The sequence below is a fragment of the Microbacterium karelineae genome (genome assembly GCF_009745985.1).
Lineage (GTDB): Bacteria > Actinomycetota > Actinomycetes > Actinomycetales > Microbacteriaceae > Microbacterium > Microbacterium karelineae.
The window spans coordinates 14,567-37,690 of sequence record NZ_WFIX01000186.1; the positions used below are offsets into that span (position 1 = coordinate 14,567).

General features: G+C 71.6%; 21 protein-coding genes. 13 read left to right on the forward strand and 8 right to left on the reverse strand.

All coding sequences use genetic code 11. From position 1 onward, the window contains the following. Window positions 1–2: 2 nt before the first annotated feature. From GB932_RS12465 to GB932_RS12480, 4 genes are all read left to right on the forward strand, one after another. A complete protein-coding gene (locus GB932_RS12465) occupies window positions 3–863 on the forward strand; it encodes a thiazole synthase (RefSeq protein WP_156761026.1) in 861 nt (286 codons plus the stop codon). Further along, window positions 860–1,960 carry a molybdopterin-synthase adenylyltransferase MoeB gene (gene moeB / locus GB932_RS12470; RefSeq protein ID WP_231916171.1) on the forward strand — a complete coding sequence of 367 codons (1,101 nt, stop codon included), beginning with the start codon at window positions 860–862 and terminating at the stop codon, window positions 1,958–1,960. Before GB932_RS12465 ends, moeB begins: the two co-directional genes overlap by 4 nt. A 175-nt stretch (window positions 1,961–2,135) precedes the next feature. Next, window positions 2,136–3,551 (forward strand): inorganic phosphate transporter, encoded by a 1,416-nt coding sequence (locus tag GB932_RS12475; protein WP_156761027.1) that lies wholly within the window; start codon window positions 2,136–2,138, stop codon window positions 3,549–3,551. A 122-nt stretch (window positions 3,552–3,673) separates the two neighbouring features. Beyond that, on the forward strand, window positions 3,674–5,281 hold the full coding sequence (locus tag GB932_RS12480) for an inorganic phosphate transporter (protein ID WP_156761028.1): 1,608 nt from the start codon (window positions 3,674–3,676) through the stop codon (window positions 5,279–5,281). 50 nt (window positions 5,282–5,331) lie between these two features. Here GB932_RS12480 and GB932_RS12485 read toward each other — a convergent pair whose 3' ends face one another. Beyond that, window positions 5,332–6,333, reverse strand: coding sequence for a DUF2207 family protein (locus GB932_RS12485; RefSeq protein ID WP_197517465.1), 1,002 nt, complete (start codon window positions 6,331–6,333; stop codon window positions 5,332–5,334). Window positions 6,334–6,539: 206 nt separating this feature from the next. Between GB932_RS12485 and GB932_RS12490 the strand changes: the two genes are divergently transcribed. Beyond that, window positions 6,540–7,376, forward strand: coding sequence for an aldo/keto reductase (locus GB932_RS12490; protein ID WP_156761030.1), 837 nt, complete (start codon window positions 6,540–6,542; stop codon window positions 7,374–7,376). Between the two features lie 9 nt (window positions 7,377–7,385). Here the strand turns inward: GB932_RS12490 and GB932_RS12495 are convergent, their stop codons facing one another. Both GB932_RS12495 and GB932_RS12500 read right to left on the reverse strand, forming a co-directional pair. Next, entirely contained in the window at window positions 7,386–8,471 is a 1,086-nt protein-coding gene (locus GB932_RS12495) for an LOG family protein (protein ID WP_156761031.1), read from the reverse strand. Between the two features lie 22 nt (window positions 8,472–8,493). Next, on the reverse strand, window positions 8,494–8,760 hold the full coding sequence (locus GB932_RS12500; RefSeq protein ID WP_156761032.1) for a hypothetical protein: 267 nt from the start codon (window positions 8,758–8,760) through the stop codon (window positions 8,494–8,496). Window positions 8,761–8,842: 82 nt separating this feature from the next. Between GB932_RS12500 and GB932_RS12505 the strand changes: the two genes are divergently transcribed. Then, window positions 8,843–9,598 carry a lytic transglycosylase domain-containing protein gene (locus GB932_RS12505; protein ID WP_156761033.1) on the forward strand — a complete coding sequence of 252 codons (756 nt, stop codon included), beginning with the start codon at window positions 8,843–8,845 and terminating at the stop codon, window positions 9,596–9,598. A 19-nt stretch (window positions 9,599–9,617) separates the two neighbouring features. On the opposite strand, the gene GB932_RS12510 is transcribed toward GB932_RS12505, so the two are convergent. Then, a complete protein-coding gene (locus GB932_RS12510) occupies window positions 9,618–10,658 on the reverse strand; it encodes an NAD(P)-dependent alcohol dehydrogenase (protein ID WP_156761034.1) in 1,041 nt (346 codons plus the stop codon). Window positions 10,659–10,797: 139 nt separating this feature from the next. On the opposite strand from GB932_RS12510, the gene GB932_RS12515 reads away from it, so the two are divergent. Continuing rightward, a complete protein-coding gene (locus tag GB932_RS12515) occupies window positions 10,798–12,006 on the forward strand; it encodes a cation:proton antiporter (protein ID WP_156761035.1) in 1,209 nt (402 codons plus the stop codon). A gap of 164 nt (window positions 12,007–12,170) precedes the next feature. On the opposite strand, the gene GB932_RS12520 is transcribed toward GB932_RS12515, so the two are convergent. Continuing rightward, a complete protein-coding gene (locus GB932_RS12520; RefSeq protein WP_156761036.1) occupies window positions 12,171–12,938 on the reverse strand; it encodes a metal-dependent hydrolase in 768 nt (255 codons plus the stop codon). 127 nt (window positions 12,939–13,065) lie between these two features. After that, window positions 13,066–13,764: an NRDE family protein gene (locus GB932_RS12525; protein ID WP_156761037.1), complete on the reverse strand. Its 699-nt coding sequence runs from the start codon at window positions 13,762–13,764 to the stop codon at window positions 13,066–13,068. Between the two features lie 68 nt (window positions 13,765–13,832). Between GB932_RS12525 and coaBC the strand changes: the two genes are divergently transcribed. After that, window positions 13,833–15,047: a bifunctional phosphopantothenoylcysteine decarboxylase/phosphopantothenate--cysteine ligase CoaBC gene (gene coaBC / locus GB932_RS12530; protein ID WP_156761038.1), complete on the forward strand. Its 1,215-nt coding sequence runs from the start codon at window positions 13,833–13,835 to the stop codon at window positions 15,045–15,047. 123 nt (window positions 15,048–15,170) lie between these two features. On the opposite strand, the gene GB932_RS12535 is transcribed toward coaBC, so the two are convergent. Both GB932_RS12535 and GB932_RS12540 read right to left on the reverse strand, forming a co-directional pair. Next, window positions 15,171–15,839, reverse strand: coding sequence for a ThuA domain-containing protein (locus GB932_RS12535; RefSeq protein WP_156761039.1), 669 nt, complete (start codon window positions 15,837–15,839; stop codon window positions 15,171–15,173). Further along, on the reverse strand, window positions 15,836–17,032 hold the full coding sequence (locus tag GB932_RS12540) for an ROK family protein (protein WP_156761040.1): 1,197 nt from the start codon (window positions 17,030–17,032) through the stop codon (window positions 15,836–15,838). Before GB932_RS12540 ends, GB932_RS12535 begins: the two co-directional genes overlap by 4 nt. A gap of 126 nt (window positions 17,033–17,158) precedes the next feature. On the opposite strand from GB932_RS12540, the gene GB932_RS12545 reads away from it, so the two are divergent. The 5 genes from GB932_RS12545 to GB932_RS12565 all read left to right on the forward strand — a co-directional run bounded on the left by GB932_RS12545 (window position 17,159) and on the right by GB932_RS12565 (window position 23,079). Then, window positions 17,159–18,679: a sugar ABC transporter ATP-binding protein gene (locus GB932_RS12545; protein ID WP_156761041.1), complete on the forward strand. Its 1,521-nt coding sequence runs from the start codon at window positions 17,159–17,161 to the stop codon at window positions 18,677–18,679. Window positions 18,680–18,726: 47 nt separating this feature from the next. Then, window positions 18,727–19,683 (forward strand): ABC transporter permease, encoded by a 957-nt coding sequence (locus tag GB932_RS12550; RefSeq protein ID WP_156761070.1) that lies wholly within the window; start codon window positions 18,727–18,729, stop codon window positions 19,681–19,683. Window positions 19,684–19,741: 58 nt separating this feature from the next. Next, window positions 19,742–20,803, forward strand: a complete 1,062-nt coding sequence (locus tag GB932_RS12555; protein WP_156761042.1) for a substrate-binding domain-containing protein — start codon at window positions 19,742–19,744, stop codon at window positions 20,801–20,803. Between the two features lie 81 nt (window positions 20,804–20,884). After that, window positions 20,885–22,051, forward strand: coding sequence for a Gfo/Idh/MocA family protein (locus GB932_RS12560; protein WP_231916173.1), 1,167 nt, complete (start codon window positions 20,885–20,887; stop codon window positions 22,049–22,051). A 26-nt stretch (window positions 22,052–22,077) separates the two neighbouring features. Further along, window positions 22,078–23,079 carry a sugar phosphate isomerase/epimerase family protein gene (locus GB932_RS12565; RefSeq protein WP_156761043.1) on the forward strand — a complete coding sequence of 334 codons (1,002 nt, stop codon included), beginning with the start codon at window positions 22,078–22,080 and terminating at the stop codon, window positions 23,077–23,079. The last annotated feature ends 45 nt before the right edge of the window (window positions 23,080–23,124 follow it).

Below are 23,124 nucleotides of genomic sequence, written 5' to 3' on the forward strand. Positions count from 1 at the left end.
CCATGACGACATCGCACGCGCCCACGGATCCGCTCGAGATCGACGGCGTCGCCCTCGGCTCGCGCCTCATCCTCGGCACGGGCGGCGCGCCGAGCCTCGACGTGCTCGGAGGCGCGCTCGACGCCTCGGGCACCGAGCTGACGACGGTCGCGGTGCGTCGATACGGCGCCGAGCGCGACGGATCCCTCTACGAGCTGCTGCGCGAGCGGGGGATCCGCCTGCTGCCCAACACCGCGGGGTGCCGCACGGCGCACGAGGCGATCCTGACCGCCGAGCTCGCGCGCGAGGCGTTCGGGACGCACTGGATCAAGCTCGAGGTCGTCGCCGACGACGAGACGCTCCTGCCCGACCCCGTCGAGCTGCTCGACGCCGCCGAGCGCCTCGTCGCGGAGGGATTCGCCGTCTTCGCCTACACGAACGACGACCCCGTCACGGCGCTGCGCCTCGAGCAGGCCGGTGTCGCGGCGGTCATGCCGCTCGGCGCCCCGATCGGGACGGGTCTCGGGATCCTCAATCCCCACAGCATCGAGATGATCGCCGAGCGCGCGGGCGTCCCCGTCGTGCTCGACGCGGGGATCGGCACCGCGTCCGATGCGGCGCTCGCGATGGAGCTGGGATGCGATGCCGTGCTGCTCGCGACCGCCGTCACGCGCGCCCATGACCCGGTGCGCATGGCGGCGGCCTTCCGTCATGCCGTCGCGGCGGGCCGGCTCGCGGCGGGGGCGGGGCGGATCCCGCGGCGCCGCCTCGCGCGGGCGTCGTCCGAGCTCGGGGGCATGCCCGCGTTCGCGGCCCCCGACGTGGAGGCTCCGGGCGCCGCGACGGCGACGGTCGGAGGAGCGGTCGGGGAGGTCGCGCTGTGACGGCGCTCGTCGCGCCCGGCCCGCCCCTCGCACCGGCCGAGCGCGAGCGGTTCTCGCGGCAGATCATGCTCCCGGGCATGGGGGAGGACGGCCAACGCCGGCTGCGCGCCGCGCGCGTGCTCGTCATCGGTGCGGGCGGCCTCGGCGCGCCCTGCCTCATGGGACTCGCCGCGGCGGGCGTCGGCACGCTCGGCATCGTCGACGACGACGCCGTCGAGCTGTCGAACCTGCAGCGCCAGCTCCTGCACGGCGCCGCGGACATCGGGCGGCGCAAGATCGATTCGGCGCGCGACGGGCTGCGCGCGATCGATCCCGACCTCGCCGTCGAGGCGCACGGGATCCGGCTGTCGCCCGAGAATGCGGCCGAGCTGCTCGCCCGATACGACCTCGTCGTCGACGGATCCGACAACTTCGCGACCCGCTACCTCGTCGACGACGCGGCCGCCGCAGCGGGGATCCCCGTCGTGTGGGGGTCGGTGCTGCGCGACGAGGGCCAGGTGAGCGTCTTCTCGGCCGCGGACCGCGTGCGCTACCGCGACCTCTATCCCGACGCGCCGTCGTCCGCCCCCGACTGCGGCACGGCGGGCGTCTTCGGCCCGCTCTGCGCGATCGTCGGCAGCCAGATGGCGGCCGAGGCGATCAAGCTCGTCACGGGGCGCGGGCGCACGCTGCTCGGCCGGCTCGTCGTGATCGACGCGCTCGGGGCGAGCTGGCGCGAGGTCGCACTGCGGCCCGCGGCGACCGGCGCCGATCCCGGAATCGTCACCGCCGCGCAGCTGCGAGGCGAGCTGGCGGGGGAGGACCCGCCCTTCGTCGTCGACGTGCGGGGGCCCGACGAAGACGGCGGGATCCCCGACGCCGTGCGCTGGGAGCTCGCCGCCATCGAGGCGGGCCAGGACCCGCCGCGCGCCGTCGCGGACGCCGGTGACATCGTGCTCCACTGCGCCATCGGCGTGCGCTCGCGCCGCGCCGCCGAGCACCTCGCCGCGCGGGACGGGTGGCGGGATCGTCGGATCCGCTCCCTCGCCGGCGGCCTCGCCGCCTGGCGCGCCCAGGAGGGGGAGCCCGCGCCATCGTGCGCGGTGCCCGCGCGGTAGGCCGCGTTCACCGCTCGTTCACTCCGAGGGTCCCTCGTGAGGATCCTCGCGTCGCTCATGGCGCGCACGCGGCTGCGGTTGTTAATCTTCTCGAAACCCGTGTGCGCGCCTCTCGTGCGCCACGGCGAGGCGTCGGACGGGCGCTCACACCACGCATCTCAGGGAGAACCACCCGGTGGCGACCGACACCTCCTCTCAGGCGGAATCCGACCTTCCCGACGACGCGGATCTCGACGGGCGAGACCCCAGCGACAGGTGGTGGCACCTCGCGTTCGGCGCGCTGCTCGCCATCGCGGTGATCGGGTTCGCCCTCTGGTCGCTCGGCTGGGTCTCCGCCGAGACCAACCGCGTCCTCCTCATCACCGCGATCGCATTCGGCGTCTTCATGGCGTTCAACATCGGCGGCAACGATGTGGCGAACTCGTTCGGCACGAGCGTCGGCTCCGGCACGCTCACCATGAAACAGGCGCTCATCGTCGCGGCGGTGTTCGAGGTCTCGGGGGCCGTGCTGGCGGGTGGATCCGTCACCGATACGGTGCGCAAGGGGATCGTCGACCTGCAGGTCGTGTCGCAGAGACCCGACGACTTCGTCTACATCATGATGTCGGCGCTCCTCGGCGCCGCTCTCTGGCTGTTCCTCGCCTCGCGCATGGGCTGGCCCGTCTCGACGACGCACTCGATCATCGGCGGCATCGTCGGCGCATCGGTCACGATGGGTATCGCGACGGGCCTCGGCGGCGCCGAGATGGTGCAGTGGGACGCGATCGGTCAGATCGTCCTCTCGTGGGTCGTCTCGCCCCTCCTCGGCGGCATCGTCGCGTTCGCGATCTTCTGGCTCATCAAGAGGTTCATCCTCAGCCACGCGGTAGACGACCGCGAGGAGGGCCACAGGGCCCTGCAGACGCTCGTGCCTCTCGTCGCCGCGGTCGCCGCGATCCTCCTCGCCGGCATGCTCGTCGTGAAGGGCCTGCACAACCTCGAACTCGACATCGAGCCCGCCGTGCTCGTGTTCGGGCTCGGCATGGTCGGCATCGCCGTGTGGGTCGGCGTGTACGTCTTCGCGCAGGCACTGCAGAAGAAGAAGTTCAAGAAGGCGGCGTTCACGCTGTTCTCATGGATGCAGGTGTTCACGGCGAGCGCGTTCGCCTTCAGCCACGGGGCGAACGACATCGCGAACGCGGTGGGCCCCTTCGCCGCCGTGCTCGACGTGTTCCGCACGAACGCGGTCGGCGACTCGGCCGTCGTGCCCCTCCCGATCCTCATCACCTTCGGCATCGCGCTCCTCGCGGGGCTCTGGTTCATCGGCCGCCGCGTCGTCTCGACGGTCGGCAAGCGGCTCACCGAGATCCACCCCGCGAGCGGCTTCTCGGCGGAGCTCGCAGCGGCCGCGGTCGTGATGCTCGCATCGGTCCTCGGCCTGCCGGTCTCGAGCACGCACATCCTCATCGGCGCGGTGCTCGGCGTCGGGCTCGTCAACAGGGCGGCCAACTGGAAGCTCATGAAGCCGATCGCCATGGCATGGGTCATCACCCTCCCTGTCGCGGCATCGATCGGCGCCGTCGGCTACCTGATCCTCAGCGCCATCTTCTGAGGCGACCCCCGGGGGTCATCGAGAGTTCAGCGGGGCGTCATCCACGGGTCATCCGGCCGCGCCGGCGCCGGCATACTCTCAGCCGCGAACCCTGCGTTCGCGACCGAGAAGGAGCCGACCCGATGGCAATCCAGACCACCGTCCCGCTGAGGGAGGACGCGCCCGAACGCGACGCCTCCGACAAGTGGTGGCATCTCACCTTCGGTCTCCTCATGGCGATCTCCCTCGTGTCGTTCACGCTCTGGTCGTTCGACTGGGTCTCCGACGGCACGAACCGGATCCTCCTCATCACGGCGATCGTGTTCGGCCTGTTCATGGCCTTCAACATCGGCGGGAACGATGTGGCGAACTCGTTCGGCACGAGCGTCGGCGCGGGCACGCTCACGATGAAGCAGGCGCTCATCGTGGCGGCCGTGTTCGAGGTCTCGGGCGCCGTCCTCGCGGGCGGCGAGGTGACCGACACGGTGCGCAGCGGGATCGTCGAACTCGACGTCGTCGCACAGAGCCCCATGGACTTCATCTTCATCATGATGTCCGCGCTCCTCGGGGCGGCCATCTGGCTGCTCGTCGCGACGCGCATGGGCTGGCCCGTGTCGACGACCCACTCCATCATCGGCGGCATCGTCGGCGCGGCCGTCACGATGGGCATCGCCACGGGCACGGGCGGCTTCGAGATGGTGCAGTGGGGCGGGATCGGACAGATCGCGATCTCGTGGATCCTGTCGCCGGCGCTCGGCGGCCTGCTCGCCTTCGCGCTGTTCTGGGCGATCAAGCGCTACATCCTCGTGTACAACGAGCAGGCCGATGCGGCGATCCGGGAGCTCAAGACCGAGCGCGCCGAGCACCGCACCCGGCACAAGGAGCGCTTCGAGCGTCTCGGCGAGATCCAGCAGATCTCGTACAACAACGCGATGGCGCAGGATGCGGCGGTGTTCCGTCAGCCCGACTACGACCCCACCGAGCTCGAGACCGAGTACTACCAGCAGCTCCACGAGATCGACCAGAAGGCGACGTCGCTCGACTCGCATCGCGCGCTCGAGACGTGGGTGCCGCTGCTCGCCGCCGGCGGGGCGATCATCATCTCGTCGATGATGCTGTTCAAGGGCCTCAAGAACCTGCACCTCGGCATCGACGCGGTCGGCAGCTACCTCATCATGGGCATGGTGGGCGCGGCCGTGTGGATGGCCGTGTACATCTTCACGAAGACGCTGCGCAAGCAGGCGCTGACGAAGTCGACGTATCTGCTGTTCGCATGGATGCAGGTGTTCACGGCGAGCGCGTTCGCCTTCAGCCACGGCGCGAACGACATCGCGAATGCGGTCGGTCCGTTCGCGGCGGTGCTCGACACGCTGCGGAGCGGGGCGGTCGAGGCGGAGGCCGCGGTGCCGCCCGCCGTCATGGTCGCGTTCGGCGTGGCGCTGCTCGCGGGCCTGTGGTTCATCGGACGCAAGGTCATCACGACGGTCGGCAAGAACCTCACCGAGATCCACCCCGCGAGCGGCTTCGCCGCCGAGCTCGCCGCGGCCTCGGTCGTCATGCTCGCATCCGTCCTCGGCCTGCCGGTCTCGAGCACGCACATCCTCATCGGTGCGGTGCTCGGCGTCGGCCTCGTCAACAAGGCCGCCAACTGGAAGCTCATGCGGCCCATCGGACTCGCCTGGATCATCACGCTCCCGGCGGCCGGACTCATCGGCGCGGGCGGCTACCTCGCCCTCAGCGCGATCTTCTGATCCGGGCTCACACCGGGGCCGGGCGCGTTGCCCCGGCCCCGATGTCGTGTTCAGTCGCCTCCGCCGCCATCGCCGCCCCCGTCGCCCCCGCCATCACCCGAGGCGCTGACGTCGGAGGCGAAGGAATCCACCATCGCGTCGACGTCGGCGCCCATGGCGTCGAGGTCGGCGATCGCCGGATCCAGCCACAAGGGAGCGGCACCCGACTCGTCGTACCGGGCGCGCAGCACCCGCAGCCACTCCTTCGTCATCCCGAAGACCGCGGCGTAAGGCAGCAGGCGCTCGTAGAGCCGCAGCTCCGCGCCATCGTCTCCTCCGATCACCTCGGCCGTCTCCGGCGCCTGCAGCGCGCGGATCCGGTCCTCCTCCGCCCAGTGCATGAACTCCTTGAGCCCGAGCAGGTGGTCGCGCGCCTCCGCGCCCATCGCGGTGACGAACTCGCGGCCGAGGATCGGGCCGGGAAGGATCGCCGCGATCACGCCGACGAAGCCCAGACCCATCACGAGTCCGAGCGGCGCGCCCGACAGCCCCGCGACGACGATCATGACGAGCTCGGCGAGGAACGCGAGCACGCCGAGGAGGATCATCGCGTTCGCGCCGTCCAGGCGGCTCTGCCAGCGGATCGCGTCTCTGCGGGTGTCGGAGAGGATCCGCCCGGCGGCCTCCGTCCAGCGCCTGCTGCGGCGCGACGGGCGGAAGGTGTCCGAGCCCGGCGGGAACATCCCGCGCACGAGCTGCGCCTCGGCGGGGGAGAGCCCGCGGGGATGGCCGAGGGCGAGCACGAGGCGGCGCCGCCTGCGCTCGGACGGGACGAACCGCACCGCCCCGCGCACGGCGAGTTCGAGGACCTTCGCGGGCAGGACCCGTCGCGGTCGCTGGAGGATCATCGCGGCGCTTGCGGCGTCCACGCGCTCGGGTGGTGCGTACTCGGCGACGATCGTGGCCCGCCCGGGTGCCTCCGCGCGGGCGCGGCGCGCCATGACGATGGCGACGATCATGAGGGCGAGGCCGCAGCAGGTGACGGCGGCGAGGACGATGACGGCGAGGCCCACGATCCCAGCGTAGGGGGCGGCGGGCGGCTCCCACGGTCCGGATCCGTCCGGGATCCCGGCCCTCCACCAACACAACGCAGTCGATTCGGAGGCCGAGGGCCCGTCGGGCGGCGTGTCGCGGCGCGAGGCCGGAGGATCGACTGCGTCGTGTTGGTGGCGCGCGTAGGCTCGAGACCACGATCTCCGCTGACCGGAAGGACCACCCCGTGACCCTCGACATCCCGCAGATCACCCTGAACGACGGACACACCTTCGCCGAGGTCGGGCTCGGCACCTACAAGCTCGCGGGCGATGACGGCATCGCGGCGATCCGGTCCGGGATCGAGACGGGCTATCGCGTGCTCGACACCGCCGTCAACTACGACAACGAGCGCGAGGTCGGCGAGGCCGTGCGCACGGCCGACGTCGACCGCGACGAGATCATCGTGACCACGAAGATCCCCGGGCGCCACCACGGATACGACGAGGCGATCGCGTCGGGTCGCGAGTCGAACGGCACGATCGGCCTCGGCCGCATCGACCTGCTGCTCATCCACTGGCCGAACCCGAGCGTCGACAAGTACGTCGACACGTTCCGCGGCATGCTCGCGCTGCGGGACGAGGGCGTCGTGCGCTCGGTCGGCGTCTCGAACTTCACGGTGCCGATGCTCGAGCGACTCATCGACGAGTCGGGTGTGACCCCGGCCGTGAACCAGGTGGAGCTGCACCCGTACTTCCCGCAGGGGGAGCTGCGCGCGTTCCACGCCGAGCACGGCATCCGCACCGAGAGCTGGAGCCCGCTCGCGCGGCGCAGCGACCTGCTGGCGGAGCCCCTCGTCGCGCAGCTCGCGCACGACCACGGCGTCACCCCGACACAGCTCGTCGTGCGCTGGCACGTGCAGCTGGGGTCCACGCCGATCCCGAAGTCGGCCGACCCCGCGCGCCAGCGCGAGAACGCGGACGTCTTCGGCTTCGAGCTGTCCGACATCGACGTGAAGCGGCTCAGCAACCTCGAGCGCGGGCGGCTCTGGGGCGCCGACCCGAACACCCACGAGGAGATGTGACGGGCGCCGTCACCCCGCGGCGATGACGGCGGCGGCCTCGTCGACCGAGTCGACGAGGTGCACGCGGCTCTCCATCCCGCGGCCCTCCGCGAGCGCCGTGAGCAGCGGCCACACGGGGAGCGTGTCGGTCCAGTACGAGCGCCCGACGAGCACCATGGGCGCGATGGCCTCGTCTGTCGCGTAGTAGTTCTCGCACGCGTCCTGGAAGACCTCCTGCACGGTGCCGCCCGCGCCGGGGAGGAACACGATGCCGCGGTCGCAGATCTCGAGCAGCACGGCCTCGCGCAGCGCGTTGCGGAAGTACTTCGCGATCGCCGTCGCGAACAGGTTGGGCGGCTCGTGGCCGTAGTGCCAGGTCGGCACGCCGAGCGAGTCGACAGGATCCGGGACCAGATCCGTCACCGCACGCGCCGCGGCCGCCCACGCGTCGATCGACGGGTGGAAGGACGGTGTCAGGGCGAGCTCGTCGAGGGCGCCCTCGAGCTCGTCCTCACCGCGGTCGGCGAGGCGTGCCCCGAGATTCGCCGCCTCCATGGCGCCGGGGCCGCCGCCCGTCGCGACCGTCGCGAAGGCGCCGAGAGCGCGGCCCAGGTGCGCCGCGTCGCGGAACCCGTCCTCGTCGCGCTGGAGCGCGTGCCCGCCCATCACGCCGACGAGTCCGCGCCGGGCGACCCACGCCCGCAGGGCGGTGTCGACGCCGTCGTCGTGCAGGGTGCGGGCGAGCAGTGCGTCTCGATCGTCCGCCGTCTGCTGCCACGCATAGGCGCGGCCGTCGAGCGACGACGACCAGTCGGGTCCGTCGAACAGCTCGTCGGGCGCGTACAGCGTGCGGCGATGCGGATCCACGGGGGCCGCATCGATCGTCGGCAGGACGAGTGCGCCGCGCATCGCGTGCAGGTGCGCGTCGTCGACGGAGAGCGCGCAGCCCGCGAATGTCGTGCGCGAGGTGTCGCACGCAGCGAGGCTCTCCGTGCGATCGCGCAGGTCCAGTCCGACGATGCGCCAGCCGTGGAGGCGCGTCGCGCCCGCGTCGAGCCGGCGGTCCAGCTCCGTGAGCGACTCGATCGTCGTCACCCGCCCCCGCGTGTGCTTCATGGGACGAGGGTAGCGGCGTCGGTCAGGGCATGTGCGGCATGGCGAACAGCAGGCCGACGATCGCGAGGGCGAGCCCGCCGAGCACGGCGCCCGTGACGGCCATGCCCGCGCGCGGGGTGCGCCCCATCTCGTGATGCCGCACGCCGAGGATCCCGAACCCGAGCGCCGCGATCGCCGGCACCAGGGCGAGGATCTCGCCCAGGACGGGCACGCACGCGCACAGCACTGCGACGACGCCCAGCACGAGCGCCGCGATCCCTGCGCCGCTGGGGTGCGAATGGTGCCTCACGGATCGATCATGCCCTATCGGCGGCGCTCCCGCGTGCCGGCGCTCTCGGCTTCCGCATGGGTGAGAAGGACACAATGGCCGGGTGGCCAGGCGACGGGGGATCGGGGCGGCGCTCGCTGTCGTGGCGCTGATCGGCGGCGTCGGCGCGCTGGGCGTGTTCGGCGTCGTGACGATCATCAGCACGATCTCGGTCGAGCCCATCGAGTTCTCCGCGTTCGAGGGCGATGCCGGCCCGCGCGTCGAGGTCGCCTCACCCGCTGCCGCGCCGACGGCCGAGGACGGGTCCGTCGATGCCGCGTGGGTGGCGGACACCGCGCACGAGACGGGGATCCCCGAGCGGGCGCTCGCCGCGTACGCGGCTGCCGATGTGCGCTCCCGCGCCGAGGGCTGCGCGGTCGGCTGGAACACGCTCGCGGGAATCGGGTGGGTCGAGAGCCACCACGGGACGCTGCAGGGCGGATCCATCGACGCCGACGGCGTCGCGCGCCCGTCGATCGTCGGGATCCCGCTCGACGGCGAGAACGAGACCATGGCGATCCGCGACACCGACGGCGGCGCCCTCGACGGCGACGCCACGTGGGATCGCGCGGTCGGGCCGCTGCAGTTCATCCCCGAGACCTGGGGGATCTGGGCGGTCGACGCGACGGGCGACGGCGTCGCGGATCCGCACAGCATCGACGACGCGGCCGCGACGGCGGCGCGCTATCTCTGCCGGCTCGACGGATCCCTCGCCGCGGGCGAGCAGTGGATCCGCGCGATCCGCTCGTACAACGACACCTTCGACTACCAGGTGCGCGTCGCGTCGGCGGCCGAGCGCTACGCCGAGGCGGCGGGGTGACGCTCGGCCGCCATCGGGATCAGAGCGTGGCCGTGTCGATCACGAAGCGGTAGCGCACATCGCTCGCGAGCACGCGCTCGTACGCCTCGTTGATCCGGTCCGCGCCGATGAGCTCGGTCTCCGGCGCGATGCCGTGCTCGGCGCAGAAGTCGAGCATCTCCTGCGTCTCGGCGATCGATCCGATGTTGGATCCCGCGAACGACTTCCCGCCCACGATGAGCGAGAACACGCTGACGGGCAGCGGCTGGGGCGGCGCGCCGACGTTCACGAGCGCGCCGTGCGGGCGCAGCGTCGCGAGGTACGCGTCCATGTCGAGCGGGGCGCTCACCGAGTTGATGATGAGGTCGAAGGATCCGCGCAGCGCGCGCAGCGCGCCCTCCTCGCCCGTCGAGACGTGGCGCGTCGCGCCGAACGCCAGCGCGTCGGCCTTCTTCGACTCCGAGCGCGACAGCACCGTGACGTCGGCTCCCATGGCGACGGCGATCTTCACGGCCATGTGGCCGAGCCCGCCCATGCCGACGACCGCGACCTTCTTGCCGGGGCCGGCGCCCCAGCGGGCGAGCGGCGAGTAGGTCGTGATGCCCGCGCAGAGCAGCGGGGCGGCCGCCTCGTACGGGATCGACTCGGGCACCTTCAACACGAAGCGCTCGTCGACGACGACGTGGGTCGAGTAGCCGCCCTGCGTGATGGTGCCGTCGCGGTCCGTCGACGCGTAGGTCTGGATGTTGCCCTGCTCGCAGTTGTGCTCCTCGCCGGCGAGGCACTGGTCGCACTCGCCGCACGAGTTCACCATGCAGCCCACGCCGACGCGGTCGCCGACGGCGTGCCTCGTCACCTCGGATCCGACGCCTGTCACCTCGCCGACGATCTCGTGGCCGACGACCTGCGGGAACGTGATCGGGCCCCACTCCTCGCGCACCGTGTGGATGTCGCTGTGGCAGATGCCGGCGTAGCGGATGGCGATCAGCACATCGCGCGGGCCGACGTCGCGCCTCTCGATCGTGAGGGGGACGAGCGGATCCGTCGCGGAGGTCGCGCCGTATGCGTTGACAGTGAGCATGGGGTCTCCAAGGTCGTGCGTGTGGGGAGGCGGGCGCCGCAGCGCCTGCCTCTGTCAGAATCTCACGCGCCGGCAAGGGGGAGGGCGGGCGAGGGGGAACCCTGTGGGAACCCCCGTCCGCGCCCGATAGCCTCGGCGCATGGCCGAAGCGCACATGCTCATCGACAACCTCGCGTCCATGTGGTGGATCGCGCTCGCCGCGGTGCTCGGCCCGATCCTCGCGCTGCTGACGCGCCGCGCGATCCCCGACGTCGTCTGGCTCCTCGCCTTCGGCGTCGTCATCGGCCCGCATGTGCTCGCTCTCGCCGAGCTGACGGAGCCCGTCGAGTTCCTGCGCGAGCTCGGCATCGGCTTCCTTTTCCTCCTGGCGGGCTTCGAGGTCAGCACCTCCGATATGCGCGGCCGGCAGGGGCGTCACGCCGCGCTCACCTGGATCATCTGCGCCGTCCTCGGCGTCGGCGCGGGGCTGCTGCTCGTGCAGGGGGAATGGCGGGTGGCGGTCGTGTTCGGCATCGCCTCGACGTCGACGGCGCTCGGCACGCTCCTGCCGATCCTCAAGGACTCCGGCGCGATGGCGACGCCTCTCGGCCGCGCGACGATGGTGCACGGCGCCTACGGCGAGCTGCTGCCGATCGTCGCGATGTCGCTCCTGCTGTCGACGCGCGGCACGTGGCAGGCGGCGCTCATCCTCATCGCGTTCGCGGCCGCCGCCGTCGCCACCGTCGCGATCCCCGGGCGCTTCTTCCGCAGGATCCCGCTGCTCGGGCGCGCGTTCGTCGCGGCGTCGAACTCGACGATGCAGACGACGCTGCGGATCACCGTGTTCATCCTCATCACGCTCATGCTGCTGACCGCCGTGCTCGACCTCGACGTCGCGCTCGGTGCGTTCGCGGCAGGGCTGCTGATCAACGCCGCGCTGCGGAACGCCGTGCCCGGCCACGCCGACGAGGTCATGCACAAGGTCGAGGTCGTGGGCTTCAGCCTCCTCATCCCGGTCTTCTTCGTCACGAGCGGGATGGGCATCGACCTCGCGGCGGTCTTCGCGCAGTGGCCGCTGCTGATCGGCTTCGTCCTCGTGGTCGCCGTCGTGCGCGGCCTGCCGGTGTTCCTGCGCGAGGCGTGGACGCCGACGCATTCGGGGCTCGAGACGACGCGCGAAAGGGCCGCGCTCGGGCTCTACGCCGCAACCGGCCTGCCGATCATCGTCGCCGTCACACAGATCGCCGCGTCGTCGGACCTCATCTCGACGACCGTCGCCTCGACGATGGTCACGGGCGGCGCCCTCACGGTCCTCGTCTTCCCCTTCATCGCCCAGCGGCTGATGAGGGATCGCGCCGCGACGAGCTGAGGTCGCGCGGGCTCTCTCTGCACGACGACGCCAGAACTGCGCATCGGCTGCCGGAACACCGGCGTGTCGCCCGAGTCCGCACAGAATCGGCGTCGTTGTGCATCTGGGGCCCGCGCGCCGATCCGAGCCTCGCGGCGGCGTGGGCCAGGTCGTGCGTCTCGGCCCTACGCGAAGAGCGGGGCGAGCAGCCGGACGGCCGCACCGACGAGGCCCCATGCGGCGAACGCGCCGAGGGCGAGAGTGAGGATCCACTCGCGCCACGAGCCCGCGTCGCCGAGCAGGGGCAGGGCGAAGGATCCGCGCCGGGGCCACAGCTTCGTGATGAGCAGTGTGCGGCGGAAGACCACGGGGCGCTTCAGCATGAGCGGCCACAGCCACGGCACCCCGCCGGTCGTGAGCGTGTCGCCGATGAGGTGCACGACGAACCCCACCCCGACGCAGGTCGCGAGCCAGCCGAACTGATCCGGGAACCACCACATGATTCCGCCAGCCGCGGCGACTCCGACGAGCCACGACGCGAACCAGCCGCGCGCGATCCGCAGGCACTTCGTGCCGATCGCGATGCAGACGGCCGCGCCGATCGCGGGGCCGACGGGCAGTTCGGCGTCCCAGCTGGGCGGCGTCCACGTCGCGAACGACAGCGCCACGGCGCCGATGACGACGCCGATGACGGCGACGAGCGAGTGCATGCCTTTGCGGTGACCGCCGGTGAGCCCGCTCACGGCGCCCGAGATCACCCGCCCGCCGGGAAGGCCCGCCGCGACCGTCGACGACGGGTGGTCGATGTCGGGCAGCAGGGCCGCGCCGGCGCAGACCAGAGCGCCCGTGATGACGCCGAGCGGATCGAGTCGCTCCCAACCGAAGCCGGGTGTCGTGGTGGTGATCGCCACCCACGCCGCGGCACCGGACACCGCGTGCGAGGTCCCCATCATGCGGCGGGCCCCGAGGCACGAACTGCATAATGACGCCAATTCTGTGCGAAGACGCCGGATCGGCGGCGTGTCGCGGGGCCGACACGAAGAATTGGCGTCGTTGTGCAGGGGGACGCGGGGTGGCCGGTCATGCGAACGTCAGCGGGGACCAGGCGCCGGGGGTCGCGAATTCGGCGTACCGCACCTCCGCGCGGCCCGGCCGCACCGACGCGACGCAGGCCAGCGTCGACATCGTCGGGTAGCCGTGCGGTCGGTTGTCACGCGCGATCGCGCGGTCGTCTGCCGGGTCGAGCTCTCCCGTCCGGGCGAGGACGTCGGTCCACCCCGCGATCGTCGCGGGCGCGGCGCGGAATGCGTCGAGCCAGGCCGCGATGCGCGCGCTGCGCGGGTCGTCGACGTCGTGGTGGGCGAGCATGTGCGTTCCGGGGCCGACCTCGTCACGCGCGAAGCGGGAACCGTCCCAGGAGGTGATCTCGACGGATCCGCCGTGCACGGCGAGCAGGTTGAAGCCGCGCATGCGGTCGTGCGCGTCGGGCGCCTGGCCGTCGACGGCGTCGAGGGCGAGCGCGCCGCGCGACAGGATCGCGTCGGGCGAGACCGCGGGCTCGCCCTCGCGGTTGAGCGTGACGGCGAGGCGGCCGCGGCGCGGATGGGCGGCGAGCCAGGCGCCGCCCGCGCGGCGATCCTGCACGCCGATGACGCCCGCCCGGTCCGGCCACCATTCGCCGAGCGGGTTCCAGGCGCGGGCGGGATCCTCGTCGCGCACGGCGAGGACGAGGACGGGATCTGTGGGGGCGCCTGGGACGCGGAAGACGACGGTGCACATGGGGATCGCCCTCCAGCGTATGCGGGCGCGCGCGACACGGACTGGCGGGATCCTGCGAGGATGGATCCATGTTCGTCGTCGTGGGTGTGACAGGCGGGATCGCCGCATACAAGACCGTGCAGCTCGTGCGCCTGCTCGTGAAGGACGGGCACGACGTGCACGTGATCCCGACCGACGACGCGCTCCGCTTCGTCGGCCAGCCGACGTGGGAGGCGATCAGCCGCAACCCTGTCACGACGAGCGTGCACGACGACGTCGCCCAGGTGCGGCACGTCGCGCTCGGCCAGCGCGCCGACCTCGTCGTCGTCGCGCCCGCGACCGCGAACACGATCGCGAAGATGGCGGCCGGTCTCGCGGGGGATCTGCTCGGCACGACGCTCCTCGCGACGACGGCGCCGGTCCTCATCGCCCCCGCCATGCACACCGAGATGTGGCTGCACCCGGCGACGCAGGCGAACGTCGACACTCTGACGACGCGCGGCGTGCGGATGATCGGCCCGGAGACGGGCGAGCTCACGGGCGGCGACAGCGGGCCGGGCCGCATGGCCGAGCCCGAGCGGATCCACGACGCCGTCCTGCGCGAGCTGCACCACGGATCCGGTGGTGCCGCGGGCAGCGCCTGGCTCGTCACCGCGGGCGGCACGCGCGAGCCGCTCGACCCCGTGCGCTTCATCGGCAACCGCTCGAGCGGACGCCAGGGCGTCGAGGTGGCGCTCGCCGCCGCGCGGCGCGGCGCGGACGTGACGCTCCTCGCCGCCAACGTCGACAGGTCCGTGCTCGATCGGGCGGCGGGGGATCCGCGGATCCGGATCGTCCCGGTGTCGACGACCGAGGATCTCGAGCGTGCGGTGGAGTCGCGCTCGGGGGCCGCGGATGTCGTCGTGATGGCCGCCGCGGTCGCCGACTACCGCCCGCATGAGGTCGCGGATGAGAAGCTCCGGAAGGAGCACGCGGAGGGGCCGCTGCGCCTCGAACTCGTCGAGACGCCCGACATCCTCGCGGGGCTCGCGCGGCGCCGCCGCGAGGGCCAGACGATCGTCGGCTTCGCGGCCGAGACGCCCGTCGACGGCGAGAGCCTCACGGAGCGCGCCGTGGCGAAGCGCCGCCGCAAGGGCGCCGACCTGCTGGCCGCGAACGAGGTCGGCTGGACGGCCGGATTCGAGCAGGACGACAACCACCTCCTCGTCGTCGACGACTCCGATGAGGTCGTCGCCGACGTGGAGGGCACGAAACGCGACACCGCGGAGGTCCTCGTCGACGCGATCCTCGCCCGCTCGCGCTGAGGAACTGACTTCGCGCCGAGATTCTGACGGATCCGTCGGAATCGTCAGAATCTCGGCGCGCCGTCAGAATCTCGGCGCGCCGTCACGCGGAGCGGCACGGGGCGGACCCTGAGTCAACGTGACTCAGCGTTCCCGTGCCGCCCAGAGCAGCCCGCGGCTGATCATCGTGTGGATCTCGGGGATCCGCAGGTCTTCAGGACCGTGGCCGATCGTCGAGACGAACACCTTCCCGCGTCCCCAGCGGCGCGTCCAGGCGACGGGCACGGTGGCGGGCTCGTTCCACGGGGCGTCGGGCCGCACGGCGTGCGTCGTCGTGGCGAGCACGTCGCAGAGCGGATCGGTCTGCACCCAGTACTGCTCGGTCGTGAGGCGGATCCGCGGCCCGATGCCCGCGAGGATCGGATCGTCCGCGCGTTCGGGGCGCACCACGACCTCGTGGTCGACGGCGTCGCCCGGGTGCGCGACGAACTGGCCGCCGACGATGTGGTGGAAGTCGGTCGCACCGCGGAAGGCGTCGAGGATCCCGCCGTGCCAGCCGGCGAGGCCCGCCCCGTTCTCGACGGCGAGGCGCAGCCCGTGCATCTCATCGACGAGGATGTCGCCCATGGTCCAGCACTGGACGATGAGGTCGACGCCCGACATGACGGATTCGTCGGCGTAGACCTCGAGCGAATCCTCGACGGTCACGTCGAAGCCGGAATCCCTCAGGTGCGGGATGAAGACGTCCGTGGAGCCGATGGGATCGTGTCCCTCCCAGCCGCCTCGGACGACGAGAGCCGTGCGCGTGTTCACGTGTCCTCCTTCACGGTGATGAGCGCGTCGATCGAGTGGGGCGCGAGGAACCGGTCGGTGACGAGGGTGGCCGCGCCGACGACCCCCGCCTGTGCGCCGGCGCGCGAGGTCACGATCCGCAGATGCTGGGTCGCGAGCGGCAGGGAGCGCTGATAGACGATCTCCCTGATGCCGGCGATGAGGTGCTCGCCGGCGCCGGAGAGGATCCCGCCGACGATGATCCGCGACGGGTTCAGCATGCTCACCGAGGTCGCCAGCACCAGGCCGATGTCGCGCCCCGCCTGCCGGACGGCCTGGCTGGCCGCGATGTCGCCGGCGCGGACGAGGTCGACGATGTCCTGCGTCGTGTCGATGTGCGCGCCGCCTCGCCGCAGCCGGTCGGCGATCGCGCCGCCGCCCGCGACGGCCTCGAGGCATCCGATGTTGCCGCAGCGGCAGGTGGTGTCGGTCTCGCCCGGCACCGCGACGTGACCGATGTCGCCCGCCGCGCCCTGCGCACCGCGGCGCAGCTCGCCGTCCATGACGACGCCGGCGCCGATGCCCGTGGCGACCTTGACGAACAGCAGGTTCTGCTCGTCGGGGCAGACGGTGCGGTGCTCGCCGAGCGCCATGACGTTCACGTCGTTGTCGACGACGACGGGGGCGCCGAGCATGCCGTGCAGGATACCGGGGACGTCGGTGCCGTGCCAGCCGGGCATGATGGGCGGGCTCACGGGGCGACCGGCGGCGTGGTCGACGGGGCCGGGGAGGCCGATGCCCACGCCCGCGAGCTCGTCGAGTCGGCGGCCGGCCTCGGCCACGAGGGCCGCGCCGGTCTCGGCGACCCACGCCAGCACGCGCTCGGGGGGATCGCTGATGGCGAGCGGCGCCTGCGTCGCCGCGAGCGCATTCGCCGCGAGATCGGTGACGGCGAGGCGGGCGTGTGTGGCGCCGAGGTCGACGCCGAGCACGATCCGATTCGTCGGTGCGAAGGCGAACGTCGACGGGGGGCGCCCGCCCGTGCTGGTGGCCTCGCCGGCCGGCGCCAGGAGCCCGACGGCGGTGAGCGCGTCGATGCGCGCGGCGACGGTGGATCGCGCCTGCCCGGTCTCGGAGACGAGGGAGGCGCGGGTGCGCGGCGCCCCGTCGCGAAACAGCTGGAACATGTCCCCGGCGCCGGTGGGGCGCGGCGGAAACTTCTGCAGCCCTTCCATGAGCAAATTCAACCACGCACCTTCGTCGGTCCCGTCGTCCGCGCCCGCTGTCCGCCAGCGGCCGGTGACAGCAACGTACACACACTTTTGATTGACAGGCAACAAAAGTCGGGATAGCTTCGCCATATGGTCAGCGAGGACCCCACCGAACCGCTCCTGCAGATGCAGGGCATCGTCAAGGCATTCCCGGGCGTGAGAGCGCTCGACGGAGTGGACCTCGACGTGCGCCCCGGAGAGGTGCACTGCCTCCTCGGCCAGAACGGCGCCGGGAAGTCGACGCTCATCAAGGTGCTCGCGGGGGCTCACCAGCCCACAGAGGGGACGATCCTCATCGACGGCGAGGCGATCGAGATCCCGGATCCCGTCGCCGCGCTCGGGCACGGCATCGCGACGATGTACCAGGAGCTCGACGTCGTCGACGGCCTGACGGTGGCCGAGAACATCTACCTCGGCCACGAGCTGGCCACAGTGGGCGTGACCCAGCGCCGCATGGCCGCAGAGCGCACGCGCGGGCTGATGGAGCGGCTCGGCCACGCCGAGATCGCACCGAACCGCATCGTCGGATCCCTGTCGGCAGCCGGCAAGCAGATCGTGTCGATGGCCCGCGCGCTCTCGCGCGACGCCAGGGTGATCGTCATGGACGAGCCGTCGGCGGTGCTCGACTCCGGCGAGGTCGACAACCTCTTCCGCGTCGTCGACGGCCTCACAGCGCAGGGCATCGCGATCATCTACATCTCGCACCGCCTCGAGGAGATCCGCCGCATCGGCGACCGCATCACCGTGATCAAGGACGGCCGCACGGTGAAGCGCGGCCTCGACGTCGCGTCGACCCCGACCGACGAGCTCATCCGGCTCATGACGGGCCGCGAGGTCGCCGAGGCGTTCCCCGAGCGCCCCGGTGTGCCGGCGGGCGCGCCGATCCGGCTCGAGGTCGACGGCCTGACCGCCCCCGGAGAGTTCTCGGACGTGTCGTTCACCGTGCGGGCGGGCGAGATCGTGGGCCTGGCCGGCCTCGTCGGATCCGGGAGGTCCGAGATCCTCGAGGCCGTGTACGGCGCGCGCCGCCCCGCCGCCGGCCGCGTCGCGATCGACGGGGAGCCGTTGCGGAGAGGATCCGTGGTCGGCGCCATCCGCGCCGGCATCGGGCTGGCCCCCGAAGAGCGCAAGAGCCAGGGACTGCTGCTCGACGAGCCCGTCTACCGCAACATCACGCTCTCGTCCTTCGCGCGCATCGCGAAGGCGGGCTGGCTCGACGAGCGCCGCGAGAAGGCGGAGTCGGCCGAGCAGGCCACGGCGCTCGACCTGCGGCCGACGGGCGTCGAGCGCCCGATCCGCACGCTGTCGGGCGGCAACCAGCAGAAGGCGATGCTCGCCCGATGGCTCGTGCACGGCTGCGATGTGCTGCTGCTCGACGAGCCGACCCGCGGCGTCGACGTCGGCGCGCGCAGCGAGATCTACGCCCTCGTGCGGCGCCTCGCCGACGCCGGGACGGCGGTCCTCATGGTGTCGAGCGAGATCCCCGAGGTGCTGGGGCTCGCCGATCGCGTGCTGGTGGTGTCCGAGGGGCGGATCGTGCACACCGCGCCCGCGCAGGAGATCGACGAGCACCGCGTGCTCGACCTCGTCATGGAAGGAACGGACGCGTGAGCGAACAGGTGACCACCGCATCCCGGGAGAAGGGGCGGATCCGATCGATGCTGTCGGGCGCCGGCGGCCACAGCCTGGGGCTCATCGTGGCGCTCGTGCTGCTGTGCATCGTCGGGGCCATCACGGGAGGCGAGCGCTTCGTCGACATCGGCAACCTGATGACGGTCCTGCGTCTGGCCGCCGTCTTCGGCGTGCTCGCCGTCGGGATGACGTTCGTCATCACCTCGGGCGGCATCGACCTCTCGGTCGGATCCGTGATGGGGCTGGCCACCGTCTGGGCCACCACGTGGGCGACGCAGAACATGGCCGGGAACGTCCACTGGCTCGTGATCGCCGTGACGGCGATCGTCGTCGGCACCGCAGCGGGACTCGTCAACGGTGTGATCGTCGCCTACGGGAAGGTGGTGCCGTTCATCGCGACACTCGCCATGCTCGCGGGGGCCCGCGGCCTGGCCGAGCTGATCTCGAACCGGCAGACGCAGCGCGTGACGGTCACGGAGTTCAGCGACTTCTTCCGGCTGGATCCGCTCGGCGTGCCGATCCTCGTCTGGATCTTCGCGGTGGTCGCCGTCGCGGGCTGGTTCCTGCTGAACCGCACGACGTTCGGGCGCCGCACCGTCGCGATCGGCGGCAACGCCGAGGCATCGCGGCTGGCGGGCATCAAGGTGCGCCGCCACATGCTGTACATCTATGGGCTGGCCGGCCTCACGGCGGGCATCGCCGCCGTCATGATGCTCGGGCGCACGGGCGCCGGCACCTCGACGCACGGCATGCTCTACGAGCTCGAGGCCATCGCCATGGTCGTCGTCGGCGGCACGCTCCTCGCGGGCGGTCGCGGGACGATCTTCGGCACCGTCCTCGGCGTGCTCATCTTCACGGTCCTGACCAACATCTTCACGCTCAACAACATGTCGACATCGGCGCAGCTCGTCGCGAAGGGCGCCATCATCGTCGTCGCCGTGCTCCTGCAGCAGCGGTTCGCGGGTCGCCCGCGATCCACCTGACCGCACGCGCGACGTCCTCCCACAGCACACACCCACGGATGGAATCGAGGAAGATCAGATGTCCGAACGCACCATCAGGCGCCGCATGGTCGCCGTCCCCGCCGCGCTCGCCGCGGGCGCACTCCTGCTGACCGGCTGCCTCGGCGGCGAACCGCCCGAGGAGGAGACCACGGGCGGCGGCACGACCACCAGCTCGGGTGGCGGCACCGCCAACGACGAGACCGGCGAGACCGTCACGATCGGGTTCTCGGCGCCTGCCGCCGATCACGGCTGGATGGGCGCCATCTCGAGCGCCGCACTTGAGACCGCCGAGCAGTACGACGACATCGAGCTGCGCCAGGCCGAGGCGACGAACGACGTCAACATGCAGATCAGCCACATCGAGCAGTTCATCAACGAGGGCGTGGACGCCATCGTGCTGCTGCCGTTCGACGGCGACGCCCTGACGGAGGTCGCTCTCGACGCGATGGAGGCGGGGATCCCCGTCATCAACGTCGACCGCGAGTTCTCGAGCCCCTTCGCGTCCCGTGTGACGATCCTCGGCGACAACTACGGCATGGGCGTCTCGGCGGGCACGTACATCTGCGAGGAGCTCGGCGACCAGCCGGATGCCGTCGTCGCAGAGATCCAGGGCATCGCGAACCTGCCGCTCACACAGGATCGCTCGCAGGGCTTCGCCGATGCGCTCGACGACTGCGGCCTGTCCGTCTCGACGCAGGTCGCCGCCGACTTCACCATCCAGGGCGGCGAGACGGCGACGTCGAACCTGCTGCAGGCGGAGCCGGAGATCGACGCCATCTGGAACCACGACGACGATCAGGGCATCGGCGTCCTGGCGGCGATCGAGAACGCCGGTCGCGACGAGTTCTTCATGGTCGGCGGCGCCGGATCCCTCGACGTGATGGAGCAGATCCAGGCCGGCGACACGGTCATGCAGGCGACGGTCGTCTACCCGTCGACGCAGGCGGCCGACGGCATCAAGCTGGCCCGACTGGTCGCGCAGGACAAGGACTTCTCGGACCTCGCCTCGGCCGATGTGCCGCGGATGATCCAGCTCAACGCGCCCGTCGTCACGGCCGAGAACGTCGAGCACTACCTCGAGATCGGCTTCCGGTCCTGACCGCCTGACCCCGGCGGCGGGGCCGACCCCGCCGCCCGGTCCGCGCCCGCGGGCCGACCACACGAGAGAAGGAATCAGTACATGAGCGAACCAGTACGCGCCCCCCTCCGCGTCGCGATGATCGGATACGGATTCATGGGGGCCGCGCACTCCCAGGCGTGGCGCACCGCGCCGCGGGTGTTCGACCTGCCGCGCGACATCGAGATGTCGGTGATCGTGGGCCGGAACGAGGACGCGGTGGCGTCGGCCGCCGCGAAGTGGGGGTGGGCCGAGGCCGCGACCGATTGGCGGGAGGTCGTCGCGCGCGACGACCTCGACGTGATCGACATCGTCACGCCGGGCCACTCGCACGACGAGATCGCGATCGCCGCTCTCGAGGCCGGCAAGCACGTGCTGTGCGAGAAGCCGCTCGCGAACACGGTCGAGGATGCCGACCGCATGGCCGCCGCCGCGCGCGGGTCCGATGGCGTCGCGATGCTCGGCTTCACGTATCGCCGCGTCCCCGCCCTCACCCGCGCGCGCGACCTCATCGCCGAGGGGCGGATCGGCACGGTGCAACAGGTGCGCTCCGCGTACCGGCAGGACTGGCTGGTCGACCCCGAGGCGCCGCTCTCGTGGCGTCTGAAGAAGGACGAGGCCGGCGCGGGGTCGCTCGGCGACATCGGCGGCCACGCCGTCGACCTGGTGCAGTTCCTCACGGGGCAGCAGCTGACGACGGTCTCGGGCGTCATCGAGACGATCGTGAAGCAGCGCCCCGTCGAGACCGAGCGCGTCGGGATCGCGGGCAAGGGCGGCGACGAGTACGGCGACGTCACGGTCGACGACGTCGCCATCTTCACGGGGCGCCTCTCCGGCGGCGCGCTCGCGGCGTTCGAGGCGACACGCTTCGCGACGGGCCGCAAGAACGAGCTGACGGTGGAGATCTCGGGTTCCGCGGGCGCGATCGCGTTCAACCTCGAGAGCATGAACGAACTGCAGGTGTACGACCGCACGGCGCCCGACGGCGAGCAGGGGTTCACCCGCGTCATCGTGACGGAGCCCGGCCACCCGTACCTCGAGGGGTGGTGGCCGACGGGGCACATGCTCGGATACGAGCACGCCTTCAGCCACCAGGTGAAGGACTTCGTCGACGCGATCGCGGACGGATCCGCGCCGACGCCCACATTCGACGACGGCGCGCAGGTGCAGCGCGTGCTCGCGGCCGTCGAGGAGAGCTCGGCCGCCGACGCCCGCTGGACCGCCGTCTGACCGGCCGATCTCAGGAGGAGAAGCACATGACGAGACCGATCACTCTGTTCACCGGCCAGTGGGCCGATCTGCCGTTCGAGGAGGTCTGCCGCCTCGCGGGCGAGTGGGGCTACGACGGGCTCGAGATCGCCTGCTGGGGCGACCACCTCGACCCGTCCCGCTGGGACGACGACGCCTACATCGCGGACCGCAAGGCGATCCTCGAGCGCAACGGCCTGAAGGTGTGGACGATCGCGAACCACCTCACGGGCCAGGCCGTATGCGACGACCCGATCGATCAGCGGCACCAGGACATCCTGGCCGACCGCGTCTGGGGCGACGGGGATGCCGAAGGCGTGCGTCAGCGCGCCGCGGAGGAGCTGAAGAACACCGCGCGCCTCGCCGCGAGGCTGGGCGTGACGACCGTCACGGGCTTCACCGGGTCGTCGATCTGGAAGTACGTCGCGATGTTCCCGCCCGTCGGCGACGAGGCCATCGAGGCCGGCTATCAGGACTTCGCCGACCGATGGAACCCGATCATCGACGTGTTCGAAGAGGAGGGCGTGCGCTTCGCGCTCGAGGTGCACCCGTCCGAGATCGCGTACGACTACTGGACGGCGAAGCGCACGCTCGAGGCGATCGGGCACCGCCCGGGCTTCGGGATCAACTTCGATCCGTCGCACTTCATGTGGCAGCAGCTCGACCCCGTGGCCTTCGTGCTCGACTTCGCCGACCACATCCTGCACGTGCACGTGAAGGAGTCGGTGACGAACCTCGACGGCCGCAACGGCGTGCTGGGATCCCATCTGCCGTGGGCCAACCCGCGTCGCGGCTGGACCTTCGTCTCGACGGGTCATGGCGAGGTGCCGTGGGAGCCGCTGTTCCGTGCGCTCAATGCGATCGGCTACGAGGGCCCCACGAGCGTCGAGTGGGAGGACGCCGGCATGGATCGCCTGCAGGGCGCGCCGGAGGCCCTCGAGTTCGTGCGGAAGCTCAACGCGATCACGCCGCCGGAGGCATCGTTCGACGCGGCGTTCAGCACCAAGTAGGGGCGCATCGTGTCGCGGGCGGCGGATCCAGCCGCGCCGCCCGCG

Bases quoted from the DNA above. Each gene is read 5' to 3' on its own strand.
- GB932_RS12465 (WP_156761026.1), top strand. From the start codon at position 3: ATGACGACATCGCACGCGCCCACGGATCCGCTCGAGATCGACGGCGTC.
- GB932_RS12480 (WP_156761028.1), top strand. From the start codon at position 3,674: ATGGCAATCCAGACCACCGTCCCGCTGAGGGAGGACGCGCCCGAACGC.
- GB932_RS12495 (WP_156761031.1), bottom strand. From the start codon at position 8,471: ATGAAGCACACGCGGGGGCGGGTGACGACGATCGAGTCGCTCACGGAG.
- GB932_RS12510 (WP_156761034.1), bottom strand. From the start codon at position 10,658: ATGCTCACTGTCAACGCATACGGCGCGACCTCCGCGACGGATCCGCTC.
- GB932_RS12515 (WP_156761035.1), top strand. From the start codon at position 10,798: ATGGCCGAAGCGCACATGCTCATCGACAACCTCGCGTCCATGTGGTGG.
- GB932_RS12520 (WP_156761036.1), bottom strand. From the start codon at position 12,938: ATGATGGGGACCTCGCACGCGGTGTCCGGTGCCGCGGCGTGGGTGGCG.
- GB932_RS12525 (WP_156761037.1), bottom strand. From the start codon at position 13,764: ATGTGCACCGTCGTCTTCCGCGTCCCAGGCGCCCCCACAGATCCCGTC.
- coaBC (WP_156761038.1), top strand. From the start codon at position 13,833: ATGTTCGTCGTCGTGGGTGTGACAGGCGGGATCGCCGCATACAAGACC.
- GB932_RS12540 (WP_156761040.1), bottom strand. From the start codon at position 17,032: ATGGAAGGGCTGCAGAAGTTTCCGCCGCGCCCCACCGGCGCCGGGGAC.
- GB932_RS12545 (WP_156761041.1), top strand. From the start codon at position 17,159: ATGGTCAGCGAGGACCCCACCGAACCGCTCCTGCAGATGCAGGGCATC.
- GB932_RS12550 (WP_156761070.1), top strand. From the start codon at position 18,727: ATGCTGTCGGGCGCCGGCGGCCACAGCCTGGGGCTCATCGTGGCGCTC.
- GB932_RS12555 (WP_156761042.1), top strand. From the start codon at position 19,742: ATGTCCGAACGCACCATCAGGCGCCGCATGGTCGCCGTCCCCGCCGCG.
- GB932_RS12560 (WP_231916173.1), top strand. From the start codon at position 20,885: ATGAGCGAACCAGTACGCGCCCCCCTCCGCGTCGCGATGATCGGATAC.
- GB932_RS12565 (WP_156761043.1), top strand. From the start codon at position 22,078: ATGACGAGACCGATCACTCTGTTCACCGGCCAGTGGGCCGATCTGCCG.